We start from the raw sequence: 15917 nt of genomic DNA, 5'->3' as shown, positions 1-15917 counted from the left end.
GCCGTGACCGACACCGACACCGACACCGAGATTCAGACCGAAGAAGACCTGAACGCCCGCCATGCGGAGAAGATGCGCAAGAAGAAGGCGGCGCGCGACAAGATCATGGCCACCAAGACCATCGAGAAGGGCCTGACTATCGTCCACACCGGCAAGGGCAAGGGCAAATCCACCGCTGGCTTCGGCATGGTGTTCCGCTCCCTCGGCCATGGCCACCGGGTCGGCGTGGTGCAGTTCGTCAAGGGCCGCCTCGACACGGGCGAAACGCAGGCGCTGGAGCGCTTTGCCGATCTTGTCACCGTCAAGCGCATGGGCGAGGGCTTCACCTGGGAAACGCAGGACCGCCAGCGTGACATTGCTGCGGCACAGGAAGCCTGGGATGCGGCCAAGGAGATGATCACCAGCGGTGACTACCGGATGGTGCTCTGCGACGAGCTGAACATCGTGCTGCGCTACGATTATCTCGACATTGCCGAGGTGGTCGCCTTCCTGAAGGATGAGAAGCCGGAAGACGTCCATGTCGTCATCACCGGCCGCAACGCCAAGGATGAGCTGATCGAGGTGGCCGATCTCGTCACCGAGATGGAACAGGTGAAGCACCCCTTCCGCTCCGGCGTGAAGCCGCAGGCGGGGGTGGAATACTGATGGCGCAGGCGGGCATCCGCAAGCCCGCCCTGATGGTGCAGGGCACGGGATCGAATGTGGGCAAGAGCCTGATCGTCGCGGGCCTGTGCCGCCATTTTGCCAATCAGGGCCTGAAGGTTGCTCCCTTCAAGCCGCAGAACATGTCGAACAACGCTGCTGTCACAGTTGATGGCGGGGAGATTGGCCGGGCGCAGGCGTTGCAGGCCATGGCCTGCCGGATGCCGGCCACCGTGCACATGAACCCGGTGCTGCTGAAGCCGGAGACGGATACGGGCGCGCAGGTGATCGTGCAGGGCCGCCGTTTCGGCACCATGCGGGCGCGTGAATATGGTTCGCGCAAGGCTGAACTGCTGCCGAAGGTGCTGGAGAGTTTCGCTCTTCTGTCGCAACAGGCGGATCTGGTGCTGGTGGAGGGGGCTGGCAGCCCTGCGGAGATCAATCTGCGTCAGGGCGACATTGCCAACATGGGCTTTGCGCAAGCCGCTGACCTGCCGGTGCTTCTGTGCGGGGATATCGACCGGGGCGGGGTGATTGCCGCGCTGGTCGGCACCCATGCGGTGCTGGAGCCAGAGGAGCAGGCCCGCATCCGCGCCTTTTTCATCAATCGCTTCCGGGGCGATCCGTCGCTGTTCGATGATGGCCTTGCAGAGATCGTCCGCCGCACGGGCTGGGCCTCAGCCGGGGTGGTGCCGTGGTTTGCAAAGGCCGGGCTGCTGCCGGCCGAAGATGCGCTGGGTCTTGAGGATGGTCTCGGCAACGGGCCGGTGAAGATCGCCGTGCCGGTTCTCGCCCGCATCGCCAATTTCGATGATCTCGACCCTCTGCGGCAGGAGCCGGGGGTGACGCTGGTGCTGGTGCAGCCCGGCCAGCCGCTGCCGGGCGATGCGGATGTGGTGCTGCTGCCCGGCACCAAATCCACCATGGGGGATCTGGCTTTCCTGCGGGCGCAGGGCTGGGACATCGACCTTGCCGCCCATCACCGGCGCGGCGGACGGATCATCGGCCTGTGTGGCGGCTATCAGATGCTGGGCCGCACCATTGCCGATCCGGATGGGATCGAGAGCCGGGTGGGCACGGTTGAGGGGCTTGGCTTCCTTGATGTGCATACGGTGCTGACGGCGGACAAGAAGCTGCGCGAGGCGCAGGGCACCTTCCTGCCTGCGCAGGTGCCCATCTCCGGCTATGAGATCCACCTTGGCGAAACCTCGGGCCCGGATTGTGCAAGGCCGGTTCTGAGCCTGCGGGAGAGTGCAGGCAGCTTGCGGCACGATGGGGCGCAGAGCGCCGATGGCCGGGTGCTGGGCACCTATCTGCACGGGCTTTTCACGGGAGACGCCTTCCGCGCCGCCTGGCTGTCAGGCCTCGGGGCGGCAGCGGAAGTCTCCTACACGGCGTCCATTGACGCAGTGCTGGATGAACTGGCCGGGCATCTGGCCCGCCACATGGACATGGACCTGATCCTGCGCCTTGCCCGGTCACGGGTGTGAAGGCAGATCAGTCATCCCAGCCGAAGCGGTTGTTGAAGGCCGGTTCCTGGCATTTGTAGGCCACCGGGCACTGCGGCGTGTCGCGCGTGGCAGCGGTCACCGGCACCGCCTCTTCCCAGCGGTCGCAATAGGAGTGATTGGCGACGAAACGGTCATAGGTGTAAGGCCCGGTGGTGAAGACCACGGCACCATTGCGCAGCACGGTCTGCTGAGCTTCGGCGCAGGTCATCTGCCGCAGGTCGGGCCTTGCTGCGGCAACGCTCGTGCCAGCTGCGAGGACCGTCAGCGCAAGGGCCGCATGTCGCATGAATCCAGACATCATCATCTCCATCAAGACGCACCCGATCCTTCTGCTCCCTCAAGGAAGCGGCAAGTCCGGGGAAACACCTGCCGGTTTGAGATATAACGGCCCGGTGGAACCTAGGTTCCCGCAGACGGGCGGCAAGGGCAGGGCAGCCCGCACGCCTTAACGATCGCGTGTGCGCTCCAGCTCGACACTGGCGCGCCCCTGCGCAATGGGAAGAGGTGCACCCGGCTTGTGCACCCGCACCCGCACCTTCTCGATCCGGCTATCGGCCGCCAGAACCGCCTCGATGATCGCCCCGGCAAGGCGCTCGATGAGATTGAAGCGGTTGTTCAGCACCACGCCTTCGATGGTCTTCACCAGCATGCCGTAGCAGACCGTCAGGTCATATTCGTCTTCGCGGCTGGCAGCCCCGAGATCGAGCCAGCAGCTCATGTCGACGATGAACCTCTGGCCCAGGCGCATCTCCTCCTCGTAGAGCCCGTGATAGGCGTAGAAGGCAAGATCTTCGAGGTGAATGGCATCCATGGAAGGCTCACAGGCTGGCGCCGCAGCAGATAAGGGCGGCAGGCCAGCGGGTGATAGGCGATTGGCCGGGGAAAATCCAGCGGTGTGCCGGATAAACGGGCGCGGGCGCTGCAAGGGTCAAACTTGCTTTTTGGGGCCGCAGACGCTTTCAATTGCTTCGTTCAGGTTTATACTTGTAATTATATGAATAATTTCAGGGTTCTTCTACGTAAGAATCCTTATTCATGATTGAAACTGAATTGCCTTGTTCCAACTGCGGGTGGCCATGTTCAAGGGAATGCCAGCTAGCGAGCTGCTGAAGTTGTTTCTTTCGCTCCCAGTCTCTGCGTGTTTGCTGGATAGGGATTTCCGTTATGTGGCAGCCAATCAAAAATATGCGGCGATGCTCGGGGTTGCTCTGGAAGATCTTAAAGACAAGTGCATCGGGGATTTCTGTCCGCCTGAGATCGTTGCGAATGTACAACGGGATTTTCATTTCCTTTCCAATGGGATGGATGTCCCCGACCATGAGATTGAGTTCCGTGGGGCGCATTATCTGGTCTCTGTCACCTTGCTGGCTCTTGAGGCAGCAGAGGAGTTTCCGGCGGTTTTCGTGACTTTGTCGGACATTTCGGGGCGCAAACGGCTGGAGGTGGAGCTGGCGGAAACGAACTCCCGGCTTTTGGATGCCTACGAGAAGATCAAGCGGCTCGCTGCCACCGACCCGCTGACCGGTGTACTTAACCGGAATGGTTTTCAGGACTTGCTTGATACTGAGCTTGCCCGCTTGCAGCAGGACAATCTGCCTGTTTCTCTCGGGTTGATCGATGTCGACTGGTTCAAGCGTTACAATGACACCTATGGTCATCCGGCAGGTGATACAGTCCTCCAGCGAGTGGCCAGCCTCATCTCCAGCCAGATCCGTAGCGCCTGCGATGGCGTTGCACGCTACGGAGGAGAAGAGTTCGTGGTTCTCATGCCAGGAGCCACTGGCCATCAGGCCTTTGAGATTCTCCAGCGCATCAATCTTGCAGTTGCAAGACAGGCCTTCGAGCACAAGTCCAGTCCGTTTGGATGTGTGACCATCAGTGCCGGAGTTGCTTTCCTCCCATCTGGCAGTTGGGCCGGCGGCGGTGATGCTGTTTACAGCTTGCTGCTGAAGCAGGCCGATGAGGCGCTGTATGCTGCGAAGACGGCAGGCCGCGACCGCGTGCATTTTTCAGGCTTCTACGGTTAAGACTGCTCTGGCAGGCAGGGGGCAGCCCTGGCGAACGTCAGGATGAGTCCGTTGCGGCTCATCCTTTGGTGATATTGCGCCGCAGGTACAGCCCGCCTAAAACCCAAGGAAGGCTTACAAATATCGCTGGCAAACCGTTCATCACGCGACGGAACGGGCCAGATGGACGCGGGAGCAGGCGAGGCATGTTTTCAAAGATCCTGATCGCAAACCGGGGCGAGATCGCCTGCCGGGTCATCAAGACCGCGAAGCGGATGGGCATCAGGACCGTAGCCGTCTATTCCGACGCCGACCGGGACGCCCTGCATGTGGAGATGGCTGACGAAGCGGTGCATATCGGCCCGGCCGCCGCATCCGAGTCCTATCTGGTGATGGACAAGATCATCGCCGCCTGCAAGCAGACCGGCGCCGAGGCCGTGCATCCGGGCTATGGCTTCCTGTCCGAGCGCGCCGCCTTCCCGGCAGCGCTGGCAGCGGAAGGCATCGTCTTCATCGGCCCCAACCCCAAGGCCATCGAGGCCATGGGGGACAAGATCGAATCCAAGAAATTCGCCAATGCGGCCAGGGTCAGCACCGTGCCGGGCTATCTGGGGGTGATCGAGTCTCCCGAAGAGGCCGTGCAGATCGCGGAGGAAATCGGCTATCCGGTGATGATCAAGGCCTCCGCCGGTGGCGGCGGCAAGGGCATGCGCATCGCCTGGAACGCGAGCGAAGTGCATGAGGGCTATGCCCGCTCCAAGTCGGAAGCTGCATCTTCCTTCGGCGATGACCGGGTGTTCATCGAGAAATTCATCCAGAACCCGCGCCATATCGAAATTCAGGTGCTGGGCGACAAGCATGGCAACGTGATCTATCTGGGCGAGCGCGAATGCTCCATCCAGCGCCGCAACCAGAAGGTCATCGAGGAAGCCCCGTCGCCGCTCTTGGACGAGGCCACCCGCCGCGCCATGGGCGAGCAGGCGGTGGCCCTCGCCAAGGCTGTGAACTACGACAGCGCCGGCACGGTGGAATTCGTCGCCGGGCAGGACAAGAGCTTCTTCTTCCTGGAAATGAACACCCGCCTGCAGGTGGAGCATCCGGTGACGGAACTGATCACCGGCATCGATCTGGTCGAGCAGATGATCCGCGTTGCCGCCGGCGAAAAGCTCTCCATCAGCCAGTCCGATGTGAAGCTGAACGGCTGGGCGGTGGAAAGCCGCATCTATGCGGAAGACCCGTACCGCAATTTCCTGCCCTCCATCGGCCGGCTTGTGCGCTACAACCCGCCGGAGGAAAAAGTGAGTGATGGCGTGACCGTGCGCAATGACACGGGCGTGGTCGAGGGCTCGGAAATCTCCATGTTCTACGACCCGATGATCGCCAAACTGGTCACCCATGCGCCGGACCGGGCCGGGGCGATCGCGGCCATGTCCGAAGCGCTTGATGCTTTCTACGTGGATGGCATCCAGCACAACGTGCCTTTTCTGACCTCGCTGATGAACCATCCGCGCTGGCGTGCCGGAACCCTCTCCACCGGCTTCATCGCCGAAGAGTATCCCGAAGGCTTTGCTCCGGCGGAGCCGGATGCGGCTGCGCTGGAAACGCTGGCCGCCGTGGCACTGACCATGGAAACCCTGCGGCGCGAGCGGCTGGACCATCTGCCGGGCCGCCTGCGCCCGCATTCGGGTGCGGTGCGCGAAGCCTGGACCGTCAAGGTCGGCAAAGCCTACATCCCCGTGCGCCTCACCGAAGGCTACCCCGGCACGCCCATCGAGATGGACATTGCCGTGGGCGAGGGCGCGCCGGTCACGGTCACTTCCAGCTGGGTACCGGGGGATGCGTTGTGGAACGGCACGGTGGGCGGCAAGCGCGTCACGGTGCAGGCGCGCCCGGTGCGCAGCGGCTACCGGCTCGACTGGCAGGGCTTCTCCGTCATCGCCCGCGTCATGACCCCGCGCACGGCGGAGCTGGATGCGCTGATGCCCGAAAAGCTGCCGCCGGACACCTCCCGCCTGCTGCTGTGCCCGATGCCGGGCCTCGTCGTCTCCATCGCCGTCACCGAAGGGCAGGAGGTGAAGGCGGGTGAGCAGCTGGCCATCGTCGAAGCCATGAAGATGGAAAACGTGCTTCGCGCCGAACGTGACTGTGTTATCTCCTCGATCAAGGCCAAGCCCGGCGACAGCCTGGCGGTGGATGCCGTGATCATGGAGTTTGAATGACGCAGTCCTCTGGCGGGATCGATACGGTCCTGTTCGATCTGGACGGAACCCTCACCGATCCTTTCACCGGGATCACGCGGTCCATCCAGCATGCCCTCGCAGCCCTGGGTGCCGTTGTGCCACCAGCCGAAGAGCTGGGCTGGTGCATCGGCCCGCCGCTGTGGGACAGCTTTGCCATACTTCTGAGCAGCAGTGACAGGGCGCTCCTGGACCGGGCCGTGGCGCTTTACCGCGAGCGCTACACGGCAACCGGCCTTTTCGAGAACGAGCTGATCACCGGCATTGCACCGCTGACCCGCCAGCTGGCGGCGGCCGGTTTCACCCTCTATGTCGCCACCTCCAAGCCCCATGCCTATGCTGGCAAGATCGTCGAGCATTTCGGCCTGATGCCGGATTTCGTCCGCGTCTATGGCTCGGAGCTGGACGGCACGCGCTCGGCCAAGGCGGAGCTGATCGCCTATCTGCTGGCCGAAGAGGGGCGCGAGGCCGGGCAGTGCGTCATGGTCGGGGACCGCAAGCATGACCTGATCGGCGCCAATGCCAACGGGTTGCGCAGCATCGGCGTGCTCTGGGGCTATGGCTCGCGCGAGGAGCTGGAGGCGGAAAAGCCCGCGCTGATCGCCGCCGAGCCAGCTGATATCGGCAGCTGGCTTTCAGTCTGACTGAAAAATCCTGATCTGCCCTCTTGCGTCAACAGGGCAGGCGGGTCTATGCCTTGGCACAGAAGTTCTCGGGGCGGGGTGCAATTCCCCACCGGCGGTATCAGGCAGGATCGTTCCTGCCCGGAGCCCGCGAGCGCCTCTCCGGCTTGCCGGAGAGGGTCAGCAGATCCGGTGCGATGCCGGAGCCGACGGTATAGTCCGGATGAAAGAGAGCTTGTGCGCCAGCTGGCCCGCCCGCCGCAACGGGTGCGGCTTGCCATGCGCATGATTGTCCCCGGGGACATGACGACAGCGTTGGAGCGCCGTGCATGTCCGCAAATAGCTTTTCCCGCCAGCCGCTTGCGGCCGCTGCCTGCATGGTGGGGGCAGGGGCGTCCTTTGCCATCGTCAATCTGTGCCTGCAAGGCGCGACGATGCTGCACGGGCTGCCCGCCTCGAGTGCGGCATTCTGGCAATACTTCGTCGCCTTCCTCTTCGCTCTGCCGCTGGTGCTGCGCGGCGGGCTGAGGCGCTTCACCATGCGCCGTCCCGGATTGCATGCCCTGCGGGTTATGCTGGCCGTTGGCGGCGTGCAGGCCTGGGCCTTCGGTCTGGCCCATGTGCCGATCTGGCAGGCGATTGCGCTGGTGATGACCTCGCCGTTCTTCGTCATTGCCGGAGCGCGGCTGTTTCTGGGCGAAGCCGTCAGCCCGCTGCGCTGGCTGGCAACGCTCACCGGCTTTGCCGGCGGCATGATCCTGCTGGCGCCCTGGTCGGATGACTTCGTGCTGGCCAGCCTTCTGCCGGTTCTGGCGGCCGCCCTGTGGGGTGGGGCCTCGCTTGTCACCAAGCGCCTGACCGGTGAGGAAGAGCCGGAAACCGTGACCCTCTTCCTCCTGATGCTGCTGACGCCCGCCAACGCGCTGATGGCACTGACCGATGGTGGCACGGTGCTGCCGCAGGGCTGGGGCATTGGTCTGGCGCTGGGCGCCGGGCTCTTCACCGTCAGCGCCAACTATCTGCTGACGCTGGCCTATGCCCGCGCCGACGCGGCCTTCGTGCAGCCCTTCGATCACCTGAAACTGCCGCTGAACATCCTCGCCGGCTGGCTCGCCTTCGGCTTCGCACCGGAAGGCTACCTCTGGCCCGGTGCGGCCCTGATCCTTGCCGGTTCCTTCCTCGTTCTGGCCGACGAAAAACGCTCAGGCCGCCTGACCGCACAGGCGGCGTGAGAGCCTGCAGGCCTCAAACCTCCGCCCCCTCCAACTCCGCAACGCTGCCCGGTTCCATGCCCTTGGCAAGCGCAAAGCCCTCGTCCAGCCAGCCGGTGACGCCGCCGATGAGTTCCTTGACGGGCAGGCCGAGCCGGGCGAGGCGGACGGCGGCCTTGTTGGCGCCGTTGCAATGCGGCCCGGCGCAATAGACGACGAAGAGCGAGCCTTCCGGAAACTCCGCCATCCGCCGCTCCGTCATCTTGCCATGGGGCAGGTTGAGCGCGCCCGGCAGATGGCCGCTTTCGTACAGCGCGGGGCTGCGCACATCCAGCAGCACGAAGTCCTGCTGTCCCGTGGCAAGGGCGTGATGCACGTCCCAGCAATCGGTCTCAAAGCCAAGCCGTGCCTCGAAATGGGCCAGAGCCTCGGCGGAAGGGGCGGCGGGAAACTGGGTCACGGAACTGGGCATCGTCTCATCCTCGTGTTTCTCCGGCGCGTCTGACTGCGGCAGGGCCGGGCTGGGATGGGCTGAAGATCGCCGGAAATCCGTTTCGTCACCATTGGCCTGAATGCCATTGTCCGGTAGGATCATGCCATGTGATCAAAGAGGGCATCATGGGCATTATGGGTGTTCAGGCGCAGGCCATCAGCCGCAAGGCAGCACAGCAGGCGCCGCTGGCGGTGGCGCTGGTCTATGAGGGGCTGAGCCTTTTTGAATTCTCCATCTGCACGGAGGTCTTTGCCTCGAAAAAGCCCGAGGTTGAGGGGCCGTGGTACCGTTTTGCCGCAGTCGCGGTGGAGATGGAGACTGTCTCGGCCAGCGGCGGCGTTTCGGTGCGGGCGGACGAACCGGTGAGTCTCATTGATGAGGCGGATATCATCCTCGTGCCCGGCTGGCCGGAGCGGGACCACCGGCTGCCGCCCGGCCTCAAGGACAGGCTTCAGAAAGCGCATGCACGCGGTGCGCGGCTGGTCACCTTCTGCAGCGGTGCCTTTCTGCTGGCGGCGGCGGGATTGCTGGACGGCCGCAGGGCGACGACGCACTGGCGCTACATTCCGGACCTGCGCCGGGTGGCGCCTGCCTCTGACATCGTCGAGGACGTGCTGTTCGTGGAAGATGGCACCGTGCTGACGGCGGCGGGGTCTGCGGCCGGCATCGATCTGTCCCTGTCGCTGGTCCGCCGGGATTTCGGCTGGCAGGCGGCCAATGCGCTGGCCCGCAGCCTTGTGGTTCCGGCGCAGCGGGAGGGCGGGCAGGCGCAGTTTGTGCCACGGCCCGTTGCCCGTTTTCCTCAAGGCTCGCTGGCGCCCCTGCTTGAGCGGATCGAGCGGGAACTGGATCAGGAATGGGACTTACAGCGTATGGCGGATGCCGCCTGCTGCAGCCTGCGCACCCTCAGCCGCCGCTTCCGCGATGCCACGGGTCTGGCACCGCTCGACTGGCTGATCCGCGCCCGCATCCGCCATGCCTGCCATCTGCTGGAGGCAAGCAGCGAAAGCATCGACGCCATCGCCGCGCGCTGCGGCTTCGGCGCGCCGGAAACCCTCCGCCTGCATTTCCGCCGGATCATGACCGTCCCGCCATCCCGCTACCGGGCGGAGTTTCAGGGCTCCATTAGTCCAGCGTCAGAGGAAGTTTCTCAGAACGCCTCGCTGCGCTCCACCAGTTCGCGGCCATAGGCGCTGGTCAGGGCGCCTGCCTTCAGGGCGGATACAGGGGCGATTTCCTCCAGCTGGCCATGGCGCAGCACGCCCAGCCGGTCGCAGAGGAAGGAAACCACCGGCAGATCGTGGGTGACGAGCAGATAGGTGAGGCCGCGCTCCTCGCGCAGGGACTTCAGCAGGTTGAGGATTTCCGCCTGCACCGACACATCGAGCGCCGAGGTCGGCTCATCCAGCAGCAGCAGCTCCGGCTCCAGCATCAGGGCGCGGGCGATGGCCACACGCTGGCGCTGACCGCCGGAGAGCTGATGCGGCAGGCGGAAGCGGAACTTGCGGGCAAGGCCGACCGCATCCAGCATGGATAGCACCCGCTGGTCCCGGCCGCCAAACCCATGGATTGCCAGCGGTTCGCTCAAGGTGTCATCCACCGTCTTGCGCGGATGCAGCGAGCCGTAGGGGTCCTGAAACACCATCTGCACATGGCGCATCATCGCCTTGGTGCGCTTGTGGCCGAGCGGCAGGCCGCTGAGCGTCAGCGCGCCGGACCAGCTGTCCACCTGTCCGGCCAGCGCCTTCAGAATGGTGGACTTGCCGGAGCCCGATTCCCCTACGAGCGCGAAACTCTCGCCCGTGGCGACGGAAAAGCTGACATCCCGCACCACCGCCGTGGCGCCATAGACAACCGTGAGGCCTTCAACGCCGATCATTTGAGTTTCTCCAGTGCGGCGCGGTCGAGCACGGGCAGGCGCTCGCGGGTCTCGTTGAGGCGGGGCAGGGAGGCGATGAGCCCCTGCGTGTAGGGGTGCTTCGCCTCATGCAGCTTGCCAGCGGCGCATTCCTCGACGATTTCGCCGTTGAACATGACAAGGATGCGGTCGCACCAGTGCGAGACCATGTTGAGGTCGTGACTGATCAGCATCAGCCCCATGCCCCGGCGGCGGACGAGATCGTCCATGATTTCCAGCACCTGCGCCCGGACGGAGACATCCAGCGCCGAGGTCGGCTCGTCGGCAATCATCAGGTCCGGCTCCAGGATCACCATCATGGCGATCATCACCCGCTGGCCCATGCCGCCCGAAACTTCATGCGGATAGAGCCCATAGACCCGCTCCGGATCGTTGATCCGCACCGCTTCCAGCGCTTCCAGAACCTTGGCCTTGCGCGCCTTTGCGCTCATCCGCGCATGGAAGGCGAGGGCTTCGCCGATCTGCTCGCCGATGCGCATGACCGGGTTCAAGGAGAACTTTGGGTCCTGCATCACCATGGACATGCGCGCCCCGCGCAGGCGCCGGTATCCGGCCTCACCGGTTTTCGTGAGGTCAATGCCGTCAAACATCATCCGGTCTGCGGTGACGCGGCCCGGATGACCGATCAGGCCCATGATGGACCGGCCGGTCATGGACTTGCCGGAGCCGGATTCGCCCACGATGCCAAGCCGCTCGCGGCCCAGCGAGAAGCTGATGCCCTTGACCACCTCCACCTCGCCGCGCTCGGTGGGGAAACGGACCTTGAGGTTCTGAACGTCGAGAAGCGTGCTCATGACCGGTCCCTCATTTCGTGCGCTGGCGCGGATCAAGCACGTCGCGCAGACCGTCGCCGAAGAGGCAGAAGCCGAGGCTGACGATGACGATGGCAAAGCCGGGCATGGTGGCCACCCACCACTGATCCAGAATGAAAGCCCGCCCGCGGGAGATCATCGCCCCCCATTCGGGCAGCGGCGGCTGCGCCCCAAGGCCGAGGAAGCCGAGGCCTGCGGCCGTCAGGATGATGCCCGCCATATCCAGCGTGACGCGGACAATGGTGGAGGACATGCACAGCGGCAGGATGTGACGCAGGATGATGCGGCCATGGCTCGCCCCCTGCATCCGTACGGCGGCGATGAACTCCGCCTTGCGGATGGTCAGCGTTTCAGCGCGGGCAAGGCGGGCATAGACCGGCCAGGCGGTGATGGCGATGGCGATCACCGCATTCTCGATGCCGGGCCCGAGGGCGGCGACAAAGGCAAGGGCGAGGATCAGCCGGGGCATGGAGAGGAAAATATCCGTGAGCCCCATGATGATGCGGTCCGCCACGCCGCCGAAATAGCCCGATATGGCGCCGATGATGAGGCCGAGCGGCGCGGAAATGATCGCCACCAGCAGCACGATGAACAGCGTGATGCGGGCGCCATGGACAACGCGGCTGAAGATGTCGCGGCCCAACTCGTCCGTGCCCATCCAGTGCGCGGCGGAGGGGGGCAGCAGGCGGTCGGTCAGTTGGCCTTCAATCGGGCTGTAGGGTGCGATCCATGGCGCGAAGGCGGCCGTCAGCAGCAGGGTGAGGATGATCACCAGCCCCACCACCGTCAGCGGATTGCGCAAGAGCGCGCGCAAGGTGCGGTAGGCCTGGCCCAGCTGGGCCTGCAGGCGGGTGGCGGGCGTTTCGTCCAGCAGCCAGTCGCGGGTCGAGCTCATGCGCGGGCCCTCGGGTCGAGAAGGAGATAAAGCGCATCAGACAGCTTGTTGATGCAGATGAAGACGGCGCCGATCACCAGCGTTGCGCCCAGCACCGCGTTCATGTCGGCATTGAGCAGGGCGTTGGTGAGGTAGTTGCCGATGCCCGGCCAGGAGAACACGGTTTCGATCATCACCGAGCCCTCCAGCAGCCCGGCATAGGACAGGCCGATGACGGTGATCAGTTGCACGCGGATCGGGCGGAAGGCGTGGCGCCAGATCACCACCCGCTCTGGCGCGCCCTTGACGCGGGCGGTGGTGATGAACTCCTGCCCCAGCTGCTCCAGCATGAAGGAGCGCGTCATGCGGGCGATATAGGCGAGGGCGAAGAAGCCGAGGATCGTTGACGGAAGGATGATGTGGGCGAAGGCGCTCTTGAAGCTGTCCATGTCGCGGTCGATCAGACTGTCCACCAGCAGCAGCCCGGTGCGCGGCGTCACCATGCCATCAAGGAAGATGTCGATCCGCCCCGGCCCGCCAACCCACTTGAGCTTGGCGTAAAACAGAACGAGGCCGACAAGCCCGAGCCAGAAGGCAGGGACCGCATAGCCGGCAAGGCCGATGACGCGGATGATCTGGTCGATGACGCTGCCCTGTCGCGCGGCGGCCCACACACCCAGCGGCACGCCAACGGCAACGCCGATGATGATGCCGAGCGTCGCCATCTCGAAGGTGGCGGGAAACACCCGGGCCAGATCCTCGATCACCGGATTGGAGGTCGTCACCGCCCGGCCGAGATCGCCCTGCAGCACGTCGCCCACATAGCGGACGAACTGGACGGGCAGCGGATCATCGATGCCCATCTGCAGGCGCACCGCGTCATAGACTTCCTTCGGTGCCCGGTCGCCCACGACAGCCAGCACCGGGTCAATCGGCACGACGCGGCCGATGACAAAGGTGATGGCGAGCAGGCCGAGGAAGGTCAGCGCAATCGTGACGGCAAACCACAGCAGGGAAGCGAGCCGGGCAGGAAGGGCGCCCCGGCGGCCGGTCAGGGTGGCGTTGCTCACGGCGTTTTCCTTGCCAGTTAAACTTCTTTTGACGTAGCAAAATTTTTTTACTAGCGTCAAAGAAATTTTGGAGAGCCGTGATGAGCAACGCCCTCAATGACGCCGGGGAGATGCAGGCCAGCGCAACCGTTGCGCCGACGCCGCATTTTGGCGGCCGCATCCGCGAGCTGCGGCGCAAGGGGGATCTGACCCTGCAGCAGCTGGCCGATCAGGCAGGCATCTCCGTCGGTTTCCTGTCGCAGGTGGAGCGCGGCAAGGCGACGCCCTCGCTGGGCACGCTGGCTGCCATTGCCGATGCGCTGGGCGTCGAGATCGACTGGTTCGTTGCAACGCCAAAGCCCGCAAACAGCATCACCCGCTCGGGCGAGCGCGAACTGTTTTCGCTGGGCGAGGGGGCCTTGTCCTACGAGCGGCTCAACACGGTGCTGCCGGGCGGAGGGCTCTCCTCGGTCATCGTCCACATCCCGGTTGGCTATGCCTCGGAACAGACATCTCATACGGGCGAGGAACTGATCGTCGTGCTGGAAGGCACGCTACGCCAGACGCTGGGCGAAGCGGTCTTCACGCTCAACGCCGGAGACAGCCTGCATTTCATGGGCGACACGCCCCATTCCTTCGCCAATGCCGGAGACCGGCCCGTCCGCATCTTGTGGACCGGTAACACGCCCCGGCTCATTGGCCGAACCCCCGAACAGCCGTAGGGGGGCATGCCTGCGGCCAAGACAAACCTGCCTTCCTTCAGGAGAAGACAATGAAGCTTTTCAGAACCGCGTTTGCCGCCGGTCTGTTGTCGCTGACGGCCCTGACCACGCTGACCGCGATGCCGGCCCAGTCCGCAACACCGGGCACGGCCCTCGTCGTCGCGCAGAACATCGATGACATCGTCACCATCGATCCGGCGACCGCCTATGAGTTTTCCTCCGGCGAATATGTCGTCAACGTCTACAACCAGCTCGTCCATTACGACGCAACGGACACCACGGCGCTGGCGCCGGGCCTTGCCAGCGAATGGGCCATCGACGCGGATAACAAGACCATCGTCTTCACGCTGCGGGATGGCGTGAAGTTCCACTCCGGCAATCCGCTGCGTGGCGAGGATGTGCTGGGCTCGTGGAAGCGCGTGCTGGTGCTCAACAAGGCGCCCGCCTTCATTCTCGCCAATCTCGGCTGGACCCCGGAAAACATCGAAGAGATGGTGACCGTGGACGGCAGCAAGATCACCGTCCGCTATGCCGGTGACTTCTCGCCGCTTTTCGTGCTCAACGTTCTGGCCGCCCGTGTTGCCTCCGTGGTCGACATGGAAACGGTCATGTCCCATCAGGAAAATGACGATCTGGGCAATGCCTGGCTGAACAAGAACTCCGCCGGCACCGGCCCGTTCAAGCTGCGCGCCTACCGGCCTTCCGAAATGCTGTCGCTGGAGGCCAATCCGGATTACTGGGGCGGCGCACCGGCCATGAAGCAGGTGGTCATCCGCCATGTGGCGGAAGCCGCCACCCAGCGCCTGCTGCTGGAATCCGGCGATGTGGACATGGCCAAGAACCTGACGCCGGATCAGGTGTCGGGTCTCGAAGGCAAGTCCGACATCAAGGTCGAGACCTATCCGCAGGCCGCCGTTCACTGGATTTCCTTCAACCAGAAGACCGAGGCCCTGACCAACAAGGCGCTGTGGGAGGCTGCCCGCTATCTCGTCGATTATGACGGCATGGCCAGCACCTTCCTGAAGGGCCAGATGATGGTGCATCAGGCCTTCTGGCCGGAAGGCTTCCCGGGTGCGGTCAATGACACGCCGTTCAAGTATGATCTGGAAAAGGCGAAGCAGATCCTCGCCGATGGCGGTGTCACGCTGCCGCTGACGATCCAGCTTGATGTGATCAACTCCAGCCCCTTCACCGACATGGCGCAGGCGCTGCAGTCGTCCTTCGCTCCGGCGGGCATCAACTTCGAGATCATCCCCGGCACCGGCGCGCAGGTGATCACCAAGTACCGCGCCCGCACCCATCAGGGCATGCTGCTCTACTGGGGCCCGGACTTCATGGACCCGCATTCCAACGCCAAGGCCTTCGCCTATAACGCGGACAATTCGGACGACAAGTATGCTTCGACGACCACCTGGCGCAATGCCTGGATGCCGCCGCAGGAGATCAACGAGAAGACCATGGCCGCGCTGACCGAAAAGTCGCCGGAAAAGCGCCTCGAAATGTATGGCGAACTGCAGCAGGCCATGCAGGCGGAATCGCCCTACGTGATCATGTTCCAGGCCGTCAAGCAGGTGGCCATGAACGGCAAGGTGCAGGGCTACGTCAACGGTGCAACGTCCGATTTCGTCTACTACCGTCTCGTGACCAAGAACTGAGGCAGCCTGCCTGAAAGATATTCCGGAGGGCGGCATGACTGCCCTCCTGGCACCGGAAAAGCCTTTCCATCGTCATCCCGGACGAGAGCGAAGCGGAGATCCGGGACCGGTGAGTCAAGGCCTGCCGGCTGTATCTCCTTGCAACAACTTCCACCCCGGCTCAC

Annotated in this window: 16 protein-coding genes and 1 riboswitch; of the genes, 9 read left to right on the top strand and 7 right to left on the bottom strand. The window is 64.1% G+C overall.

Features of this window, described 5'->3' with window-relative positions; translation table 11 throughout:
• The first annotated feature begins 3 nt into the window (after positions 1 to 3).
• Together cobO and IF10I1_RS17665 are read left to right on the top strand one after the other, a co-directional pair.
• Positions 4 to 645: a cob(I)yrinic acid a,c-diamide adenosyltransferase gene (gene cobO / locus IF10I1_RS17670; RefSeq protein ID WP_186393727.1), complete on the top strand. Its 642-nt coding sequence runs from the start codon at positions 4 to 6 to the stop codon at positions 643 to 645.
• Positions 645 to 2132, top strand: coding sequence for a cobyric acid synthase (locus IF10I1_RS17665; protein ID WP_186393726.1), 1488 nt, complete (start codon positions 645 to 647; stop codon positions 2130 to 2132). The genes cobO and IF10I1_RS17665 overlap by 1 nt, the downstream gene beginning before the upstream one ends.
• A gap of 7 nt (positions 2133 to 2139) precedes the next feature.
• On the opposite strand, the gene IF10I1_RS17660 is transcribed toward IF10I1_RS17665, so the two are convergent.
• Positions 2140 to 2451 carry a hypothetical protein gene (locus IF10I1_RS17660; protein ID WP_244284743.1) on the bottom strand — a complete coding sequence of 104 codons (312 nt, stop codon included), beginning with the start codon at positions 2449 to 2451 and terminating at the stop codon, positions 2140 to 2142.
• A 147-nt stretch (positions 2452 to 2598) separates the two neighbouring features.
• Positions 2599 to 2964 carry a dihydroneopterin aldolase gene (gene folB, locus IF10I1_RS17655; protein WP_186393725.1) on the bottom strand — a complete coding sequence of 122 codons (366 nt, stop codon included), beginning with the start codon at positions 2962 to 2964 and terminating at the stop codon, positions 2599 to 2601.
• Positions 2965 to 3229: 265 nt separating this feature from the next.
• Here folB and IF10I1_RS17650 point away from each other — a divergent pair, with 265 nt between their 5' ends.
• The 4 genes from IF10I1_RS17650 to IF10I1_RS17635 all read left to right on the top strand — a co-directional run bounded on the left by IF10I1_RS17650 (position 3230) and on the right by IF10I1_RS17635 (position 8251).
• Positions 3230 to 4180 (top strand): sensor domain-containing diguanylate cyclase, encoded by a 951-nt coding sequence (locus tag IF10I1_RS17650; protein ID WP_186393724.1) that lies wholly within the window; start codon positions 3230 to 3232, stop codon positions 4178 to 4180.
• A gap of 185 nt (positions 4181 to 4365) precedes the next feature.
• Complete coding sequence (locus IF10I1_RS17645) at positions 4366 to 6378, top strand: acetyl/propionyl/methylcrotonyl-CoA carboxylase subunit alpha (RefSeq protein WP_186393723.1); 2013 nt, start codon at positions 4366 to 4368, stop codon at positions 6376 to 6378.
• Positions 6375 to 7040: an HAD hydrolase-like protein gene (locus tag IF10I1_RS17640; RefSeq protein ID WP_186393722.1), complete on the top strand. Its 666-nt coding sequence runs from the start codon at positions 6375 to 6377 to the stop codon at positions 7038 to 7040. Before IF10I1_RS17645 ends, IF10I1_RS17640 begins: the two co-directional genes overlap by 4 nt.
• A 60-nt stretch (positions 7041 to 7100) precedes the next feature.
• A riboswitch (FMN riboswitch) is annotated at positions 7101 to 7258 on the top strand.
• A gap of 90 nt (positions 7259 to 7348) precedes the next feature.
• Entirely contained in the window at positions 7349 to 8251 is a 903-nt protein-coding gene (locus IF10I1_RS17635; RefSeq protein WP_186393721.1) for a DMT family transporter, read from the top strand.
• A gap of 13 nt (positions 8252 to 8264) precedes the next feature.
• Here the strand turns inward: IF10I1_RS17635 and IF10I1_RS17630 are convergent, their stop codons facing one another.
• Positions 8265 to 8702, bottom strand: a complete 438-nt coding sequence (locus IF10I1_RS17630) for a rhodanese-like domain-containing protein (protein WP_186394024.1) — start codon at positions 8700 to 8702, stop codon at positions 8265 to 8267.
• A gap of 146 nt (positions 8703 to 8848) precedes the next feature.
• On the opposite strand from IF10I1_RS17630, the gene IF10I1_RS17625 reads away from it, so the two are divergent.
• Entirely contained in the window at positions 8849 to 9913 is a 1065-nt protein-coding gene (locus tag IF10I1_RS17625; protein WP_244284742.1) for a helix-turn-helix domain-containing protein, read from the top strand.
• On the opposite strand, the gene IF10I1_RS17620 is transcribed toward IF10I1_RS17625, so the two are convergent.
• The 4 genes from IF10I1_RS17620 to IF10I1_RS17605 are packed head-to-tail and all read right to left on the bottom strand — an operon-like array spanning position 9874 to position 13397.
• Positions 9874 to 10602, bottom strand: a complete 729-nt coding sequence (locus tag IF10I1_RS17620) for an ABC transporter ATP-binding protein (RefSeq protein ID WP_186393720.1) — start codon at positions 10600 to 10602, stop codon at positions 9874 to 9876. The genes IF10I1_RS17625 and IF10I1_RS17620 overlap by 40 nt on opposite strands.
• Positions 10599 to 11435, bottom strand: coding sequence for an ABC transporter ATP-binding protein (locus tag IF10I1_RS17615; protein WP_186393719.1), 837 nt, complete (start codon positions 11433 to 11435; stop codon positions 10599 to 10601). Before IF10I1_RS17615 ends, IF10I1_RS17620 begins: the two co-directional genes overlap by 4 nt.
• Before the next feature lie 10 nt (positions 11436 to 11445).
• Positions 11446 to 12348 (bottom strand): ABC transporter permease, encoded by a 903-nt coding sequence (locus IF10I1_RS17610; RefSeq protein ID WP_186393718.1) that lies wholly within the window; start codon positions 12346 to 12348, stop codon positions 11446 to 11448.
• Positions 12345 to 13397, bottom strand: a complete 1053-nt coding sequence (locus IF10I1_RS17605) for an ABC transporter permease (protein WP_186393717.1) — start codon at positions 13395 to 13397, stop codon at positions 12345 to 12347. Before IF10I1_RS17605 ends, IF10I1_RS17610 begins: the two co-directional genes overlap by 4 nt.
• 80 nt (positions 13398 to 13477) lie before the next feature.
• Between IF10I1_RS17605 and IF10I1_RS17600 the strand changes: the two genes are divergently transcribed.
• Both IF10I1_RS17600 and IF10I1_RS17595 read left to right on the top strand, forming a co-directional pair.
• Positions 13478 to 14098 (top strand): helix-turn-helix domain-containing protein, encoded by a 621-nt coding sequence (locus tag IF10I1_RS17600; RefSeq protein WP_186393716.1) that lies wholly within the window; start codon positions 13478 to 13480, stop codon positions 14096 to 14098.
• 50 nt (positions 14099 to 14148) lie between these two features.
• Positions 14149 to 15753, top strand: a complete 1605-nt coding sequence (locus tag IF10I1_RS17595) for an ABC transporter substrate-binding protein (RefSeq protein WP_186393715.1) — start codon at positions 14149 to 14151, stop codon at positions 15751 to 15753.
• The last annotated feature ends 164 nt before the right edge of the window (positions 15754 to 15917 follow it).

Origin of the sequence: Pannonibacter sp. I15F10I1 (genome assembly GCF_900185665.1) — a bacterium.
Taxonomy (GTDB): Bacteria; Pseudomonadota; Alphaproteobacteria; order Rhizobiales; family Stappiaceae; genus Pannonibacter; species Pannonibacter indicus.
The sequence above is the reverse complement of the archived record's forward strand: the minus strand, read 5'-3'. Positions and strand labels throughout refer to the sequence as shown.